At 69.6% G+C, this 17,009-nt stretch carries 14 protein-coding genes; 5 read left to right on the top strand and 9 right to left on the bottom strand.

What is annotated here, in order from left to right:
- Window positions 1-18: 18 nt before the first annotated feature.
- Entirely contained in the window at window positions 19-783 is a 765-nt protein-coding gene (locus PKE84_RS15370) for a glycosyltransferase family 2 protein (RefSeq protein ID WP_271178143.1), read from the top strand.
- A gap of 50 nt (window positions 784-833) precedes the next feature.
- On the opposite strand, the gene PKE84_RS15365 is transcribed toward PKE84_RS15370, so the two are convergent.
- On the bottom strand, window positions 834-1,709 hold the full coding sequence (locus PKE84_RS15365; protein WP_271178142.1) for a fumarylacetoacetate hydrolase family protein: 876 nt from the start codon (window positions 1,707-1,709) through the stop codon (window positions 834-836).
- A gap of 85 nt (window positions 1,710-1,794) precedes the next feature.
- On the opposite strand from PKE84_RS15365, the gene PKE84_RS15360 reads away from it, so the two are divergent.
- A complete protein-coding gene (locus tag PKE84_RS15360; protein ID WP_271178141.1) occupies window positions 1,795-2,715 on the top strand; it encodes an alpha/beta fold hydrolase in 921 nt (306 codons plus the stop codon).
- Window positions 2,716-2,763: 48 nt separating this feature from the next.
- On the opposite strand, the gene PKE84_RS15355 is transcribed toward PKE84_RS15360, so the two are convergent.
- From PKE84_RS15355 to PKE84_RS15335, 5 genes are all read right to left on the bottom strand, one after another.
- Window positions 2,764-4,284 (bottom strand): aspartate ammonia-lyase, encoded by a 1,521-nt coding sequence (locus tag PKE84_RS15355; RefSeq protein WP_271178140.1) that lies wholly within the window; start codon window positions 4,282-4,284, stop codon window positions 2,764-2,766.
- A gap of 136 nt (window positions 4,285-4,420) precedes the next feature.
- Window positions 4,421-5,803, bottom strand: a complete 1,383-nt coding sequence (locus tag PKE84_RS15350) for an aldehyde dehydrogenase family protein (protein ID WP_271178139.1) — start codon at window positions 5,801-5,803, stop codon at window positions 4,421-4,423.
- A gap of 10 nt (window positions 5,804-5,813) precedes the next feature.
- On the bottom strand, window positions 5,814-6,509 hold the full coding sequence (trmB, locus tag PKE84_RS15345; protein WP_271178138.1) for a tRNA (guanosine(46)-N7)-methyltransferase TrmB: 696 nt from the start codon (window positions 6,507-6,509) through the stop codon (window positions 5,814-5,816).
- 113 nt (window positions 6,510-6,622) lie between these two features.
- Window positions 6,623-6,952, bottom strand: coding sequence for a DUF4190 domain-containing protein (locus tag PKE84_RS15340; protein ID WP_271178137.1), 330 nt, complete (start codon window positions 6,950-6,952; stop codon window positions 6,623-6,625).
- Between the two features lie 117 nt (window positions 6,953-7,069).
- Window positions 7,070-8,515, bottom strand: a complete 1,446-nt coding sequence (locus PKE84_RS15335; protein ID WP_271178911.1) for an NCS2 family permease — start codon at window positions 8,513-8,515, stop codon at window positions 7,070-7,072.
- A gap of 83 nt (window positions 8,516-8,598) precedes the next feature.
- On the opposite strand from PKE84_RS15335, the gene PKE84_RS15330 reads away from it, so the two are divergent.
- Window positions 8,599-9,876: a uracil-xanthine permease family protein gene (locus PKE84_RS15330; protein ID WP_271178136.1), complete on the top strand. Its 1,278-nt coding sequence runs from the start codon at window positions 8,599-8,601 to the stop codon at window positions 9,874-9,876.
- A 99-nt stretch (window positions 9,877-9,975) separates the two neighbouring features.
- Here PKE84_RS15330 and PKE84_RS15325 read toward each other — a convergent pair whose 3' ends face one another.
- From PKE84_RS15325 to PKE84_RS15315, 3 genes are all read right to left on the bottom strand, one after another.
- Window positions 9,976-10,308, bottom strand: a complete 333-nt coding sequence (locus PKE84_RS15325; RefSeq protein WP_271178135.1) for a peptidase — start codon at window positions 10,306-10,308, stop codon at window positions 9,976-9,978.
- A complete protein-coding gene (locus PKE84_RS15320; RefSeq protein ID WP_271178134.1) occupies window positions 10,305-11,522 on the bottom strand; it encodes an inorganic phosphate transporter in 1,218 nt (405 codons plus the stop codon). Before PKE84_RS15320 ends, PKE84_RS15325 begins: the two co-directional genes overlap by 4 nt.
- A gap of 149 nt (window positions 11,523-11,671) precedes the next feature.
- Window positions 11,672-14,254: a DEAD/DEAH box helicase gene (locus tag PKE84_RS15315; RefSeq protein ID WP_271178133.1), complete on the bottom strand. Its 2,583-nt coding sequence runs from the start codon at window positions 14,252-14,254 to the stop codon at window positions 11,672-11,674.
- A 64-nt stretch (window positions 14,255-14,318) separates the two neighbouring features.
- Between PKE84_RS15315 and PKE84_RS15310 the strand changes: the two genes are divergently transcribed.
- Together PKE84_RS15310 and PKE84_RS15305 are read left to right on the top strand one after the other, a co-directional pair.
- Window positions 14,319-15,845 (top strand): molybdopterin-dependent oxidoreductase, encoded by a 1,527-nt coding sequence (locus tag PKE84_RS15310; protein ID WP_271178132.1) that lies wholly within the window; start codon window positions 14,319-14,321, stop codon window positions 15,843-15,845.
- A 31-nt stretch (window positions 15,846-15,876) separates the two neighbouring features.
- Window positions 15,877-17,007, top strand: coding sequence for a ThiF family adenylyltransferase (locus tag PKE84_RS15305; protein WP_271178131.1), 1,131 nt, complete (start codon window positions 15,877-15,879; stop codon window positions 17,005-17,007).
- Window positions 17,008-17,009: the final 2 nt, after the last annotated feature.

The following is a 17,009-nucleotide window of genomic DNA, read 5'->3' as shown; positions in this document are numbered from 1 at the left end:
GTGAGGAGGGAGCCGACGTTGCCCTCGATCACCGTGGTGATCCCGGCTCTCGACGACGCCGAGATGCTCTCGCGTTCTCTGGCAGACCTGGCCAGGCAGCTGCGTACGGCCGATGAGATCGTCGTGGTCGACAACGGCAGCACCGACGAGACCGCGGCCGTGGCGCGCGCCGCAGGAGCCCGGGTCATCGAAGAGCCGGTCCGCGGCATCTGGCCGGCCGCCTCGGCCGGGTACGACGCGGCGACGGGCGACATCATCGCGCGCCTCGACGCCGACTCGCGACCGCCCATCGACTGGCTGCTGCACATCGAGGCCGAGTTCGTCGACTCCCCCGAGATCGGCGTGCTCACCGGCCCCGGCATCTTCTACGACGGGAACACTGTCGTCGCGGGGCTCGGCCAGCTGCTCTACATCGGCGGCTATTTCTGGTCGATGGAGGTCTGGCTCGGGCATCCGCCGATCTTCGGCTCCAACTTCGCCATGCGCCGCGAGGTCTGGATGCGCGTGCGCGGGCGCGTGCACCGCTCCATGCGCGAGATCCACGACGACCTCGACCTGGCCATCCACCTCGATCCCGACCAGATCGTGCGGTACGACGAGCGCCTCACCGTCGGCATCTCGGCGCGCCCCTTCTCCACCTGGCGCGGCTTCGGTCGCCGGCTGGGCTGGGCGTACAACACCCTCAGGATGCACCTGCCGGAGGAGGCGCCGTGGCGCCGCCGTGCCGCGCGCCGCCGCTGGGAGGAAGAGCACGCCGACGATCTGCCGGGAGCCGTCGCCTGAGCGGACCGGGGCCGCGGCCGCGGGTCGTCAGGTGACGCGGCGGCGGGTCGTCAGGTGACCCGGCAGTAGGTCGTCAGGTAGCCGATGCCGCCGATCGACACGGTGACCGTCGAGTGGTCGCGCAGGAACACCGGGGGCGTGCGCGAGTATCCGGCGCCGCCCGGGCTGCCCGTCGAGATGAGCGTCCCGGGCGGGATGGTCGCCGACGTCGACAGGAACGCGATGATCTCGGCGACGGACCGCACCATGTCGGCCGTCGACGAGTCCTGCAGGATCGCGCCGTCGACGTTGGTGGTGAGCCAGAGGTCTTGCGGATCGGAGATCTCGTCGGCGGTCACCACCACCGGTCCGGTCGGTGTGAAGCCGTCGAACGACTTGCAGCGCGACCACTGCGCCTCCGAGAACTGCAGGTCGCGCGCCGTAATGTCGTTGACGACCGTGTAGCCCCAGACGTAGTCGAGGGCATCGCGCACGGCCACGTTGCGGGCGGGCTTGCCCATGATCACTCCGAGCTCCGCCTCGTAGTCCACCTGCGTGGTCAGGTCTTCGGGCCAGCTCGTCGTGCCCTCGTGACCGGAAAGGGAGTTGGGCCACAGATTGAAGACGGTGGCCGCCTTCTCGGTGCGCAGCTTCAGCTCCGAGGCGTGGGCCGCGTAGTTGGCGCCGATGGCGATGACGTGCGGAGGACGCAGGACCGCCGAGGCGTGGCGCAGCCCGCGCACCGGTGTGAGCGACGTGTGCTGGGCGATGGCGTTGTCGACGACGGCCCGCACGTGGGCCAGACCGTCGGGCCCCTGCTCGATGAGATCTTGGAGATCGCGCGGCGCCGGGTCCATCACCTCGTCGAGGAACAGGACGCCGTCTCCGATGACGGCTGCCAGACGCGGCTGTGGGTCTGTGGCGGAGCTGAGGTGCGAGAATCTCACCCGTCCAACCTACCGTCCGGCCCTCACCGCCGACGAAAGCGCCGCGCTACCGGCGAACGTCGCCGGCGTCGGCTAGCGTTGGAGCGTGTCCATCGGTGAGAGGCGTCCGGGTGTCGCCGGAGGCGACGACGACGCCGCACGACTCGACGCGGGGCTGCCCGACGTCGACTGGTCGATCGCGCCCGTCGGGGCGACGTTCTCGCGGTTCGCCGCGCCCAGCGGAGAGCTGGCCGTGGTGTCGCTCGGCGATCCGTCCGACCCGCGCGTCGTCCTCATCCCCGGAGTCACCGGCTCCAAAGAAGACTTCTACCTGCTCGCGCCCATCCTCGTCGCCGGCGGTTACTTCGTGCAGAGCTTCGATCTCGCCGGCCAGTACGAATCGGCGCAGGCCGGCCCGGTGCCGGGCGGCCGGTACACCTACGGCCTCCTGGTCAGCGACGTACTGGCGTTTCTGAGGTCGGGTGAGCCCGCGCACGTGCTCGGCTACTCCTTCGCGGGTGTGCTCGCCCAGCTCGCCCTCGTCGAGCAGCCCGGGCTGTTCAGAAGCCTCACCCTGCTCACCACTCCCCCGGAGCCCGGCCAGGCCTTCCGCGGCGTGCGGGTGATCGGCTGGCTCAGCTGGTTCCTGAACGGCCGCCAGGGCGCCGGGCTGATGATCTGGGGCATCGTCACCAACAAGAACAAGGTCCCGCCGAGCCGGCTCGCGTTCGTGCGTTCGCGGTTCGACCTCACCCGCCGTTCGAGCGTCGACGACATCGTCGGCTTGATGAAGCGGGTGCCGGATGTCCGTGGCCAGATCAACCGCAGCCGCGTGCCGGTGCTGGTCGCGACGGGCACCCATGACCTCTGGCCCACCCATCTGCACGCCGCCAACGCCCAGGTGCTGGGAGCGACCCTCGCGGTGTACACCACGGGCCACAGCCCGTGCGAGACCGCGCCCCACCAGCTCGCCCGCGACATGATCGCGCTCTTCCACCGCGCAGAACGGGCGGAGCAATCGCGCTGACGCGACGGGCACCCCGTCAGGCGCCTGTCGCGGGCGAGCCGGTGCGAATCAGCTCAGGTTGCTCGCCTTGACGATCGGCACGGCCGTCGTGATGGCCTCGAGGCCACTCAGCCGGGCGGGCGAGAGCAACTTGGTGACGTCTTCGCGGCTCATCAGCTTGGCATCGACGACCATGTCGGCGACGTTGCCGCCCGTGAGCAGGGCCGTCTTCGCCAGGGCGGCAGCGGCCGCGTAGCCGATGTGCGGCATGAGTGCCGTGATCACTCCGACGGACGAGCCGACCATCGCTCCGAGCCGCTCCTCGTTGGCCGTGATGCCGTCGACGCAGTTCACCCGCAGCGTGTGGAAGGCCTGGGTCATCCAGGTGATGCTCTGCAGCAGCGAGTGCGCGATCACCGGCTCGAACGCGTTCAGCTGCAGCTGACCGCCCTCTGCCGCCATGGTGACCGTGACATCGGCGCCGGCCACGGAGAAGGCGACCTGGTTGACGACCTCCGGGATGACCGGGTTGACCTTGCCGGGCATGATGCTCGAACCGGCCTGGCGCGGCGGCAGGTTGATCTCGCCGAGGCCCGCCTGCGGTCCGCTCGAGAGGAGGCGGAGGTCGTTGCAGATCTTGGACAGCTTGATGGCGCTGCGCTTGAGCGAGCCGGAGAACGACATGAACGCGCCGGCGTCGCTGGTCGACTCGATCAGGTCGGGCGCGGTCTCGAGGTTGAGGCCGGTGATCGCGTTGAGGTGCTTGACCGCGGCGGCCGCGTAGCCGGGATCGGCGGTGATCCCGGTTCCGATGGCGGTCGCGCCGAGGTTGATCTCCGCGAGCAGCCATTTCGTCTCGGTGAGACGCGCGTGGTCCTCGGTGAGGGTGGTGGCGAACCCGTGGAACTCCTGGCCGAGCGTCATCGGCACGGCGTCCTGCAGCTGGGTGCGTCCGACCTTGAGCACGTGACGGAACTCCTCGCCCTTGCGTGCGAACGAGTCGCGGAGGAGGGCGAGCTCGTCGAGCAGGTGAGCCAGGGCGAAGGTCAGCGCGATCTTGATGGCGGTCGGATACGTGTCGTTCGTGCTCTGGCTGCGGTTGACGTCGTCGATCGGGCTGATGAACTGGTACTCGCCCTTGCCGTGGCCGTCGAGCTCGAGTGCCACGTTGGCGATGACCTCGTTGGCGTTCATGTTGGTCGACGTGCCCGCGCCGCCCTGCATCACGCCGACGACGAACTGGTCGTGGTACTCGCCGTCGATGATGAGCTGGCAGGCGCGATCGATGAGATCGGCCTTGTGGGCATCCAGCACGCCGATCTCGAGGTTGGCGCGCGCAGCCGCCTGCTTCACGCTGGCGAGCGCGACCACGAGGTCGGGATAGACGGAGATCGGACGCTTGGCGATCTGGAAGTTCTCGAGAGCGCGCGAGGTGTGCACGCCCCAGTAGGCGTCGGCCGGGATGTCCCTGACGCCGAGCGAGTCGCTCTCGGTTCTGACCGGGCCCCCGTCGGCCGTCGGGGTGGGAACGTCGGAGACGTTCTGTCGGGCGTCCACGACCGGAATGGGTCTCGTCACAGGCTCGTCCATGGTGGCTGTGTGTGCGGTGTTCACGGTGGCTCCGTTGCCTCTCGTTGTGCGTTGGCGGTGAAGGATGTCGGCCGTTCGTGGCCGCCGACGCACCGAGCCTACCTCTGTTCCCTGACCGCGAGGAGGGGCGTGCCGGTCACCCCAGCTTGCGCAGCAGGGTGCGCACGAAGCGGTCCTTCGACGCCGTGTACGGCGGGTAGATCAGCTTCAGCGTGTCCGGCTTGAGCGACTTGCTCAGCACCGCTTTCTCGTGACTGAACGTGCGCAGCGAGTTCTCGCCGTGGTAGGCCCCGGAGCCGCTGTCGCCCACCCCGCCGAACGGCAGGCCGCCGACCGCGAGATGGGCCGCCGGAACCCCGAAACCGATCGCGCCGGAGCTCGTCTCGGTGGTGAAGCGCTTGCGGATCCTCGGGTTCTCGCTGAAGACGTACAGCGCCAGGGGCTTGTCGCCCTCGTTGATGATCCTGATCGCCTCATCCGGCCCGCTCACCGTCACGATCGGCAGGATGGGCCCGAAGATCTCCTCGCGCATCACCGGGGCGTCGCGCGGCACGTCGGCGAGCACGGTCGGCGCGACGTAGCGGGTCGCCGCGTCGGTCTGACCGCCGACGACCGTGCTGCCGGCGCCGAGCAGCGCCGCCAGGCGCTCGAACTGCCGCCCGTTCACGATGCGCCCGTAGTCGGGGCTCGTCGCGGGATCGTCGCCGTAGAGCTCGGTGACCGCAGCACGGAACGCCTCGGTCAGACGGGCGGCGACGGCCGGAGTCGCCAGCAGGTAGTCGGGCGCGACGCAGGTCTGCCCGGCGTTCATGAACTTGCCCCACGCGATGCGGAGGGCGGCAGCCGCCGGATCGACGGTGTCGTCGACGTACACGGGCGACTTGCCGCCGAGCTCCAGGGTCACCGGCGTGAGGTTCTCGACCGCGGCCGCGGCGACGATCCGGCCCACCCGGCCGTTGCCGGTGTAGAAGATGTGATCCCAGCGCTGCTCGAGCAGCTCGGTGGTCTCGTCGACCCCGCCCTCCACGACCGCGACGCCGCGCGGGTCGAGGTATTCGGGCACGAGCCGCGCCATGACCGCCGAGGTGGCGGGCGCCAGCTCGCTCGGCTTGAGCACGACGGCGTTGCCGGCGGCCAGCGCGCCCACCACGGGCGCCAGCAGCAGCTGCACCGGATAGTTCCACGGTGCGATGACCAGCACGACGCCGACGGGCTCCCGCACGATCGACGCGCGCGCCGGCATCAGGGCGCCGGGAACGGTGACGCGGCGCGGCCGCAGCCAGCGGCGCAGGTGCCTCAGCATGTGATCGATCTCGCCGACGACGAAGCCGATCTCGGCCACCTGCGACTCGGTCGGGTTCTTGGCCAGATCGGCCAGCAGGGCGTCCTCGAACTCCGCGGAGCGTTCGGTGAGCATCCGGCGCAGTGCGGTCAGCTGCGCGACCCGCCAGCCGCGCGGCTTCGTGATGCCGGAATCGAAGGAGTGACGGAGGTCGGCGACGGTCTGGGCCAGGGTCATAGGGCTCATCCTACGGATGCGAGGCGGGCCGGTACTCCAGGTCGAAGATCGCGTGTCCGAGCCCTTCGCCGCGGCGCTCGAACTTGGTGACCGGCCGGTCGTCGGGGCGCGGCACGAAGCGCTCGGCTCCGGCGGCGTTCACGAGTCCCGGTTCCGCGTCGAGCACGACGAGCATCTGCTCGGCGTACGGCTCCCAGTCGGTCGCGAGGCGGAGCACGCCCTGCGGGCCGAGCGCGCGCGCCACGTACTCGGCGACGTCGGACTGCACGATGCGGCGCCGGTGGTGCTTGTTCTTGGGCCAGGGATCGGGGAAGTAGATCAGCACCTCGTCGAGCGAACCGGGCGCGAACCCTGTGCGGAGCACCTCGACGGCGTCGCCCCGTACGAGGCGCACGTTCTCGAGGCCGCGGAGACTGCTCTCGCCCAGCACGCGCCCGATGCCGGCACCGTGCACCTCGATTCCGAGGAAGTCGCGGTCGGGATGCCGCTCCGCGAGGGTGAGCAGGTTCTCCCCGTCGCCGAAGCCGATCTCGACGACGCGGGGCGCGCTGCGGCCGAAGACCGCGTCGAGGTCGAGGCGGTCGCCGGTGAACTCCACGCCGTAGACGGGCAGGAGCTCATCGATGGCGCGCGCCTGCGCTTCGGTCTTGCGGCCGCGGGTGACGAAGCTGCGCGGACGGAGGATCGGGGGTGTCGGGTCTTCCACCCGTCCATTGTCCCCGAGATCGCGGCCGGGTCCGGACGCCCGCTGGGCCGCACACGACTCGACGCCCTCCCGGAAGCCGTCGGGAGGGCGTCGAAGTGCGGTCGCCGGTCGGCCTACAGGAAGGCGAACGGCAGGAAGGCGAAGCCGATCCCGACGCCGATCAGCGCGAGCAGGGCGACGATCACGGCGCCTGCCAGCATCACGGCGTTGAGCACGATGCCCCAGACGGCCATCGTCTTGCTCTCCGGTTCGCGGCGCAGCGCCATGACGCCCGTCACGAGACCGGCGATGGGGGCGAAGAACGTCCAGCTGAAGACGATCGATGCGAGCCCGAGCGCGAGGCTCGTGATGCTCAAGGTCCTGGTGGGCGCAGCCGTCGGTGCCGCGTATCCGTACGCGTACGGTGCGGCCTGCGGTGCCTGGTGGCCTGCGGCGTCGGTCATGATGTTCTCTCCTCGGTTGATGGTGACTCCAGTCAACCGTGGAGCCGCCGCGGCCACCATCCGGTTATCCCCCGGTTCTTCGTCAGGGGATCCCCCGATCTTCCAGGAGAGCAGCAGCTAGGACAGCAGCATCTCGATCGGACCACGCGCGAAGTAGACGAGGAAGCCCGCGGCCACGATCCAGAGCAGCGGGCTGATCTCGCGCGCCTTGCCCGCGAGCGACCGGATGAGCACCCAGCTCACGAAGCCGACGCCGATGCCGTTGGCGATCGAGTAGGTGAGCGGCATCACGATGATCGTGAGGAACACCGGGAGCACGCTGGAGAACTCGCTGAAGTCGATGTACCGGATCTGCACCACCATGAGGGCGCCGACGATCACCAGCGCGGCGGCGGCGACCTCGAGCGGCACGACCTGGGTCAGCGGTGTGAAGAACATCGCGAGCAGGAACAGCACGCCGGTGACGACGCTGGCGAAGCCGGTCTTGGCTCCCTCGCCGATGCCCGACGCGGACTCGACGAACACCGTGTTGGACGAGGCAGAGGTCGCGCCGCCGACCACCGCGCCGACGCCCTCGACGATCAGCGCGGACTGCAGCCGCGGGAACGTGCCGTCCTCGTTCGCGACGCCGGCGCTGCGGGCCAGGCCGGTCATCGAGCCCATCGCGTCGAAGAAGTTCGTGAAGACGAGGGTGAAGATGAGCATGACGGCGGCGAGCGCACCGATGCGGCCGAAGGCGCCGAACACGTCGACCTGTCCGACGAGGCTCAGGTCGGGCAGCGAGACCAGGGAAGACGGCAGCTGCGGAACGGTCAGGTTCCAGCCGGCCGGGTTCTTGCCCATCGAGGGGCCGACGTGCCAGATCGCCTCGGCGATGATCGCGACGACCGTGGCCGCGACGATGCCGATCAGCAGGGCGCCCTTGACCTTGCGGGCCATCAGCACGCCCATGATGACCAGCGCGACCAGGAAGGTCAGCGTCGGGATGGTCGCGATCGATCCGGCCTCGCCGAGCTGCACCGGCGGCGACGACATCGTGGTGGTGCGCACGAAGCCGCTGTCCACGAACCCGATGAACGCGATGAACAGGCCGATGCCGACCGTGATCGCAGTCTTCAGCTGGGCCGGGACGGCGTTGAAGATCAGCCGGCGCAGACCGGTCGCCGCCAGCAGCACGATGATCAGACCGTTGATGACCACGAGTCCCATCGCCTCCGGCCACGTGACGATCTTGACCACGTTCACGGCGAGGAAGGAGTTGATGCCGAGGCCGGCGGCGAACGCGAACGGCAGGCGCGCGATCAGACCGAACAGCACGGTCATCACACCGGCGCTCAGTGCCGTCACAGCGGCGACCTGCGCGCCCTGCAGCGAGTTCCCGGCGACATCGGGCGTGCCGCCCAGGATGAGCGGGTTGAGGATGACGATGTAGGCCATCGTCACGAACGTCAGCACGCCACCGCGCACCTCCGTCGCCCAGGTGGTGCCGCGTTTGGTGATCTCGAAGAAGTTGTCCAGGCGCCCCCGCGTGGTAGGTGCGGGCGTGGTCGGTGCGGAAATGATCGTCTCCCGTAGTATCTCGGTGGGCTCTCGCCGCGAATCGCGACCGGATAAGCCTAAAGCCCTCTCGACGCGAAGGATGCCCTATGGCCCTGCCCTGGAAACTGCACGGTGACGGAAAGAACGTCGGAGCGAGGGAGATCGTGCTCCCCGGGGAGCGGCTCACCTGGCCGCGCACGATCGGCCTCGGTCTCCAGCACGTCGTCGCCATGTTCGGCGCGACGTTCCTCGTCCCCGTGCTCACGCACTTCCCGCCGAGCACCACGCTGCTCTTCTCCGGTATCGGCACCATCCTCTTCCTGCTGATCACGGGCAACCGGCTGCCCAGTTACCTGGGGTCGTCGTTCGCCTTCATCGCTCCGATCACGGCGGCGACGGCCAGCAACGGGATGGGCAGCGCCCTGTTCGGGATCGTCGCGGTCGGCATCCTGCTCGCGATCGTCGGCGGCATCGTGATCCTCACCGGCACCGGATGGATCGATGCACTGATGCCGCCCGTCGTCGCCGGCGCGATCGTCGCCCTGATCGGGTTCAACCTCGCGCCCGCGGCCAAGAACAACTTCGTCCAGGCGCCGTGGACCGCGCTCGTGACCCTGCTGGCGGTCATCTTGTGCACCGTGCTGTTCAAGGGCCTGCTCGGCCGGCTGTCGATCTTCATCGGCGTCATCGTCGGCTACGTCTTCGCGGTGATCGCCGGCCAGGTCGACTTCTCGACGGTGGCGAAAGCGGACTGGATCGGCCTTCCGACCTTCGCCCTGCCGACCAATCCGTTCGCGGACCCCGGTGCGACGTTCGGCATCCTGCCGGCGTTCCTCCCCGTCGTGCTGGTGCTGGTGGCCGAGAACGTCGGGCACATTCGCGGCGTGGCCCAGATGACGGATGCGTCGGTCAACAAGCGCACCGGCCGCGCGTTGTTCGCCGACGGTCTCGCCACGACCATCGCCGGGTTCTTCGGCGGTTCCGGCACGACCACCTACGGTGAGAACATCGGCGTGATGGCCGCGACCCGCGTCTACTCCACGGCCGCGTACTGGGTGGCCGGCATCTTCGCGGTGCTGCTCGGGCTCTCCCCCAAGGTCGGCGCCGTGATCAACACGATCCCGGCGGGCGTGCTCGGCGGTGTGACCACCGCGCTGTACGGCCTCATCGGCATCATCGGTGTGAAGATCTGGCTCGACAACAAGGTCGACTTCTCCAAGCCGGTGAACCAGTTCACCGCGGCGACGGCGCTGATCGTCGGCATCGCCGACTTCACCCTGAACCTCGGCCAGCTCACGTTCAACGGCATCGCCCTCGGCACGATCGCCGCGATCGTCGTGTACCACCTGATGAGCGCCGTCGCACGACTGCGCGGCACCGACTGACACCGCACCGCCCAGGGACGAACCCCTGATGACGGCGAAGCCGCCGGACGCCATTGTCCGGCGGCTTCGTCGTCTCGGGAGGCGCTGCTCGCGCAGAGCCTAGTTGTGGAAGTACGGGATGATCAGGTACAGCCCGTAGAGGACCGCGCAGCCGCACAGCACGAAGCAGGGGTAGGCGCCCGCGAGCGCGGTGCGCTTCTGCCCGTCGGTGAGCGGGCTCTTGCGCTGCGCCTTGTTCGCCTTCTTGAGGGCGCGGGCGGCCTCCTCCGGCGAGATCACCGTGATGGCATCCGTGAACTCGGCCGGCTCGACGAAGAGGGCCCTGCCGGCCACGGCGAGCAGACGCGTGCCGAGCGCATAGAGGGCGACGACGACGCAGGCGCCGATCAGGGAGGCGGCGAAGACGATGAGGAAGGCGATCCAGTCGATCATGCTGACTCCTTCGCTTTGCCGCGCGGCTTCTTCAGCGGCTTGACCTTCTTGATCTTCACCGCGCGACCGGATGCCGCCACCTCGCTGACACCCTGCACGGGCACCGGCGCGACGGCGTTCTCGCTGTCGACACGGTTGCGGTTCGACAGCCAGAAGATGATCACGATCACGATCACGGCCGCCAGAGCGTCGATCGCGACACCCACCGGTCCGAGGTCCACCAGCCACGCGGAGACGCCGCCGACGATCGCCGCCGCCGGCAGGGTCAGCAGCCAGCCGAGCGCGATGCGTCCCGCCGTCCCCCAGCGCACGGACGCGCCGCGCCGGCCGAGACCGGAGCCGATCACGGAACCGGAGGCGACCTGCGTGGTCGAGAGGGCGAAGCCCAGGTGGCTCGACGCCAGGATGGTCGCGGCGGTGCTGGTCTCGGCGGCGAAGCCCTGAGCCGGCTTGACCTCGGTCAGGCCGCGGCCCAGCGTGCGGATGATGCGCCAGCCGCCCGAGTACGTCCCGATCGCGATCGCGAGGGCGCAGGAGATGATGACCCAGGTCTCCGGACCGGATCCGGCCTGCTGCAGCCCGGCCGAGATCAGCGTGAGCGTGATGATGCCCATCGTCTTCTGGGCGTCATTGGTTCCGTGGGCGAGGGCGACGAGCGACGACGAGAAGATCTGTCCGTAACGGAAACCTCCGCGACCATCCGGCCGCCCGTCGTAGCGTCTGGTGATCCAGTACGCGAGTTTCGTGGCGGAGTACGCGACGACGCCGGCTGTGACGGGCGCGATCACCGCAGGCAGGATGACCTTGTCGAGCAGCACCACGAAGTCGACGGCCCCGAACCCGACGCCGACGATCGCCGCGCCGATGAGGCCGCCGAACAGCGCGTGACTGGAGCTCGACGGCAGCCCGAACAGCCAGGTGATCATGTTCCAGAGCACGGCGCCGACGAGACCGGCGAAGATCAGCTCCGGGGTGATCTGGACACCGCCGTCGCCTTCTTTGATGATGCCGCCCGAGATGGTCTTGGCGACCTCCGTCGAGAGGAAAGCGCCGACCAGGTTGAGGATCGCGGCGAGGGCGACGGCCACTTTCGGCCGCATGGCGCCGGTGGCGATGGGGGTCGCCATCGCGTTCGCGGTGTCATGGAAACCGTTGGTGAAGTCGAAGAACAGGGCCAGTGCGATGACCAGCACGACGATGACGGTGAGATCCACCGGTGCCTTTCTCCTGGAGGGGCTCAGTCTCGTGTCGGAACACAGTGCATCCCGAACCAAGATTTCTTCAGGATTTCATGCAAATGACCTGGCGCAGTTTCGCGACCACGACGATACTCACACGGCTCATCGTGGAGGTCAACTCGGCGTCAGAGGCGGTTGACAGACGTGACACGCAGCACCGCGACGCCCTGCTCCGCCGACGCGCCGAGCAGGACATCGGCGCTGATCCCCCAGTCGTGGTCGCCCGCCGGGTCGGCGAGGATCTGACGCACCCGCCACACACCCTCCGCCGCCGCCGGGGACTCGTCGACGACGATCATCGCCGCGGACCGCGCCGCCGCATCCGTGCCGATCGCGTCGTGCTCGTCGTAGTACGCCTCGAGCGACTCGTCCCAGTCGAGGGCGGTGAATGCCGGCGTCGCCTCTCCGGCGAGCGCCGCCGCCTCGTTCTCGAGGGCGCCGAGCTGCTCCACCTGGTCGAGCGCAGCGAGCTGCACGCGGCGGAACAACTCGTTGCGCACCAGCACGAAGAACGCGCGGCGGTTCGTGGTGACATTGCGCGGTGCGGGAGGCGCGATCTCCTCCGACTCGGCGGCGTGCCGCGCGGCATCCGGATGGATGAGCTCCTCCCACTCGTCGAGCAGGCTGGAGTCGACCTGGCGCACCAGCTCCCCCAGCCACTCGATGAGGTCGTTCAGGTCGTCGGTGCGCAGGTCGGACGGCACCGTCTGACCGAGCGCGCGGTAGGCGTCGGAGAGGTAGCGCAACACCACTCCCTCGGAGCGGGCCAGCTTGTAGAACGCGATGTACTCGTCGAACGTCATCGCACGCTCGTACAGATCGCGCACGACTGACTTGGGGCTGAGCTCGAAGTCGGTCACCCACGGCTGGCTGGCCGCGTAGGTCACGAACGCCTCCTGCAGCAGCTCTGCATGCGGTTTCGGATGCTCGATCGTCTCGAGCGCCTCCATGCGCTCGTCGTACTCCACTCCGTCCGCCTTCATGGCAGCGACGGCCTCGCCCCGCGCGGCGTACTGCTGCGCGGAGAGCACCGGCCGGGGATCGTCGAGCGTCGCCTCGACCACCGAGACGATGTCGAGCGCGTACTCGGGCGATTCGATGTCGAACAGCTCGAAGGCGGCGAGCGCGAACGGCGACAGCGGCTGGTTCAGCGCGAAGTTCGGCTGGAGGTCGACCGTGAGGCGGATCCGCCCGTCGACGTTCTCGACGACGCCGGCCGTCACCAGCGTGCGGTAGAGGCCGAGGGCGCGGCGCGCCAGCGCGAGCTGCCGCTTCCACGGCTCGTGGTTGTCGAACACCAGCGAGCGCACGTGCTCGAACACGTCTCCCCCGCGCGCGACGACGTTGATCAGCATCGCGCTCGTGATCTGCATCGACGAGGTCAGGGTCTCCGGCTCCGCCTCGATGAGCTTGCGGAACGACGGCTCGCCCCACGACACGAAGCCGTCCGGAGCCTTCTTGCGCACGATCTTGCGGCGCTTCTTGGGGTCGTCACCCGCCTTCTCGATCGCCTTGAGGTTCTCGGTCTCGTGCTCGGGCGCCTGGGCGGCCACCGTTCCGGCCGTGTCGAAGCCGGCACGACCGGCGCGCCCCGCGATCTGGTGGAACTCGCGGGTGTTGAGCTGACGCATCCGGGTGCCGTCGAACTTCGTGAGCGCCGTGAAGAGCACCGTGCGGATCGGCACGTTGATGCCGACGCCGAGCGTGTCGGTGCCGCAGATGACGCGGAGCACGCCGCGTTGCGCGAGCTGCTCCACGAGACGCCGGTACTTCGGGAGCATTCCGGCGTGGTGGACGCCGATGCCTTGTCGCAGCAGTCGCGACAGGGTCTTGCCGAACGACGTCGTGAACCGGAAGCCGCCGATCAGCTCGGCGATCGCATCCCGTTGCTCCCGGCTGGCGATGCGGGCGCTCGACAGCGCCTGGGCCCGCTCGAGCGCGGCCAGCTGCGAGAAGTGCACGATGTAGACCGGCGCCTGCGCGGTGTTCAGCAGGTCCTCCACGGTCTCGTGCACCGGGGTGAGCTCGTAGAAGTAGTGCAGGGGCACGGGACGCTCGACCCCGGTCACGACCGCCGTCTCGCGGCCGGTGCGCCTGGTGAGGTCGGCGGCCAGCTCGGTCACATCGCCGAGCGTCGCCGACATCAGGATGAACTGCACGCGCGGCAGCGTGAGGAGCGGCACCTGCCACGCCCAGCCGCGGTCGGGGTCGGCGTAGAAGTGGAACTCATCCATCACGACCTGGCCGACCGGCGTATCCGCGCCGTGCCGGAGGGCGAGGTTGGCGAGGATCTCAGCGGTGCAGCAGATGATCGGGGCGTCGGCGTTGACCGCGGAGTCGCCGGTCATCATCCCGACGTTCTCGGCGCCGAAGATCTCGACGAGCGCGAAGAACTTCTCGGAGACCAGGGCCTTGATCGGCGCGGTGTAGAACGTGCGCTCGCCGCGGGCGAGGGCGGCGAAGTGGGCACCGACGGCGACGAGCGACTTACCGGTTCCTGTGGGTGTGCTCAGGATCAGGTTCGCCCCCGCGACGATCTCGATGGCGGCTTCGTCCTGCGCCGGGTAGAGCGTGATGCCGCGACCGGCGACCCAGTCGACGAACGTGTCGTAGACCTCGTCGTCTCCGGCGGTCCCCGGGCCGTCGTAGCCGGGGATGTCCTCGACACGCAGGCGGCGGGCGGGAGTCGACTCATCGGGTGCTGGCATGGTGGGTCAAGCCTCCCACGGCCGCACTCGCCTGGGTCACAGCTTTGCGACCTAACCTCGCGTCATGGTGTCGTTCTGGCGCCCGGCGGCGACCGGGGTCGCAAGCATTCTGGCCGGAGTCGGGGCCGGCGAACTGGTCAGCTCCCTCTTCGCGCAGAACGGCAGTCCGGTGCTCGTGGTGGGCGCGGCCGTGATCGACCTGGTGCCCGGCTGGCTCAAAGAGGCCGTGATCTCCGTCTTCGGCACGCAGGACAAGACCGTCCTCATCGTGAGCCTCGCTCTGGTGCTGCTGATCGCGGGAGCTCTGGCCGGCTGGCTGGAGAGCCTGCGGCCGCCGGTGGGCCGCATCCTGATCGCCCTCGGCGGCGCTCTCGGCGTTCTCGCCGCACTCACGAGGTCGGGCGCGAGCGTGCTCGACGCGGTCCCGTCCGCGGTCGCCGCGATCGTCGCCATCCTGGTGCTCGGCGCCCTGGCCCGGATGCTGCGCGGCACCGCTCCCACGCGGGTCGCGCCCTCCGGCGCCGTCAGCCGTCGGCGGTTCCTCGTCGCGACCGGCGCGACGGCGGCGGGCGGAGCGATCGCCGTGGCGATCGGCCAGGTGGTCTCGAGCGGATACCGGGCGGCGGCCGCGGCCCGTGCCGCCTTCCACCTGCCGAAGGCGGCGGTGGCCGCCCCGCCGATCCCGGCCGGCGCCTCGTTCGACATCGCCGGGCTGTCGCCGATCATCACCCCGAACGCGGACTTCTACCGCATCGACACCGCACTGCAGATCCCCGGGATCGATCCCTCGACCTGGCGGCTGCGCATCCACGGTCTCGTCGAGGACGAGATCGAACTGAGCTTCGCGGAGCTGCTGAAGCTGCCGCTGGAGGAGAGCATCACGACGCTCACCTGCGTGTCGAACGAGGTCGGCGGCAACCTGATCAGCAACGCGACCTGGCTGGGCTACCCCATCCGGCACCTGCTGGCGCGCGCGAAGCCGAAATCGAACGCCGACATGGTGCTCTCGAAGAGCCAGGACGGCTGGACGGCGAGCACGCCGATCGAGGCGCTCACCGACGAGCGCAACGCCATCCTCGCCGTCGGGATGAACGGGCAGCCGCTCCCCCTCGAGCACGGCTACCCGGTGCGGATGGTCGTCCCCGGTCTCTACGGCTATGTCTCCGCGACCAAGTGGGTGGTCGACCTGGAGGTCACCCGATTCGATCGGGCCACCTCGTATTGGACCGACAGAGGCTGGTCGCAGCGCGGCCCGGTGAAACTCGAGTCGCGGATCGACGTGCCCGCCGCCGGGCGCCAGGTGACGGCGGGGACCGTGGCGATCGCCGGGGTCGCCTGGTCGCAGCACGTCGGGGTGAGTGCGGTGCACGTGCAGATCGACGACGGCCCGTGGGAGCAGGCGGACATCGCCGACGCCATCTCCGTCGACACCTGGCGGCAGTGGAAGTACGCCTGGAACGCAGAGAAGGGCCGGCACACCATCCGGGTGCGCGCCACCGACGCGAAGGGCAGGGTGCAGACCTCCGCCGTCGCCGACGTCGTGCCCAACGGGGCGACGGGGCTGCACCAGATCTCGGTCACGGTCTCGTAGCGCTCCCCCGAGCCGGTCTAGCCTGGTCACCATGACGTTCGCGCCCCTCGTCGGCATCGGCCCGGAACTCCCGCCGGAGCGCGAGGCGCGCTACGCCCGCACCGCCCGGCTCCCCGGTTTCGGGATGGACGCCCAGCGCCGGGTGCGCAACGCGCGTGTGCTCGTGGTCGGCGCAGGCGGCCTGGGCAGCGCGGTGCTCCCCGGCCTCGCCGCGGTGGGCTTCGGCACGATCGGGATCGTCGACGGCGACCGCGTGGAATGGAGCAACCTGCCGCGGCAGACGGTGCACGGCCCGGCGGACGTGGGGCGATCGAAGGCCGACTCCGCCGCCGAGGCCGTCGCGCTGCTCGACGACGAGACCGCCGTCGTGGTGCACGACACCATGCTGACGTCCGCCAACGCCCGGGAGATCATCGCCGGCTACGACCTGGTGCTCGACGGCAGCGACAACTTCCCGACCCGCTACCTGGTCAACGATGCGGGCGTGCTCGCGGGCGTGCCGGTCGTCTGGGGCGCCGTGCACCGGTTCGGCGGCCAGGTCGGCGTGAGCTGGGCTGCGGAGGGTCCGCAGTACCGTGACCTCTTCCCCGTTCCGCCGGAGCCGGGCAGCGTTCCGAACTGCGCCGAGGCAGGCGTTCTGCCGTCGGTCTGCGCGGTCATCGGCGGCCTGATGGTGAGCGAGGCCGTCAAGCTCGTGACGGGCACCGGCGAGCCGCTCGTCGGCCGTGTCGTCGTGCACGACGCCCTCAGCGGCGGCTTCCGCGAGCTCGCCTACGAGCGCGACGCCGAGGCCGAGCCGGTCACCCGGCTGATCGATTACGACCTGTTCTGCGGAGTGAGTGCGACGATGACGCCGGGAGAGCTCAGCGCCCGTCTCGAGGCGGGCGAGCCGTTCACCCTCATCGACGTGCGCGAACCCTGGGAGGCCGACCTCGCCTCGATCCCCGGTTCGCTGCTGGTGCCTCTCGCGGTGGTGCAGCGCGACCCTGCCGGCGTGGCCGCCCGGCTCGGCGACGACCCCTTGGTCATCGTGTGCCATCACGGCCCGCGCGCCGAGGTGGCGCGGCGGGCGCTGGACACCGCCGGCGCACCCGGGCTCGTGCTCGCCGGAGGGATCGACGCCTGGGCCAGAGACATCGACGGGTCCCTGGCGCGATACTGAGG

Origin of the sequence: Leifsonia poae, assembly GCF_027921845.1 — a bacterium.
GTDB classification, from domain to species: Bacteria; Actinomycetota; Actinomycetes; order Actinomycetales; family Microbacteriaceae; genus Leifsonia; species Leifsonia poae.
The sequence above is the reverse complement of the archived record's forward strand: the minus strand, read 5'-3'. Positions and strand labels throughout refer to the sequence as shown.

Excerpts from the sequence above, each read along its gene's own strand:
- PKE84_RS15305 (WP_271178131.1), top strand. The coding sequence starts at position 15,877 with ATGACGTTCGCGCCCCTCGTCGGCATCGGCCCGGAACTCCCGCCGGAG.
- PKE84_RS15350 (WP_271178139.1), bottom strand. The coding sequence starts at position 5,803 with ATGACCCTGGCCCAGACCGTCGCCGACCTCCGTCACTCCTTCGATTCC.
- PKE84_RS15310 (WP_271178132.1), top strand. The coding sequence starts at position 14,319 with ATGGTGTCGTTCTGGCGCCCGGCGGCGACCGGGGTCGCAAGCATTCTG.
- PKE84_RS15325 (WP_271178135.1), bottom strand. The coding sequence starts at position 10,308 with ATGATCGACTGGATCGCCTTCCTCATCGTCTTCGCCGCCTCCCTGATC.
- PKE84_RS15355 (WP_271178140.1), bottom strand. The coding sequence starts at position 4,284 with ATGGACGAGCCTGTGACGAGACCCATTCCGGTCGTGGACGCCCGACAG.
- PKE84_RS15315 (WP_271178133.1), bottom strand. The coding sequence starts at position 14,254 with ATGCCAGCACCCGATGAGTCGACTCCCGCCCGCCGCCTGCGTGTCGAG.
- PKE84_RS15340 (WP_271178137.1), bottom strand. The coding sequence starts at position 6,952 with ATGACCGACGCCGCAGGCCACCAGGCACCGCAGGCCGCACCGTACGCG.
- PKE84_RS15330 (WP_271178136.1), top strand. The coding sequence starts at position 8,599 with ATGGCCCTGCCCTGGAAACTGCACGGTGACGGAAAGAACGTCGGAGCG.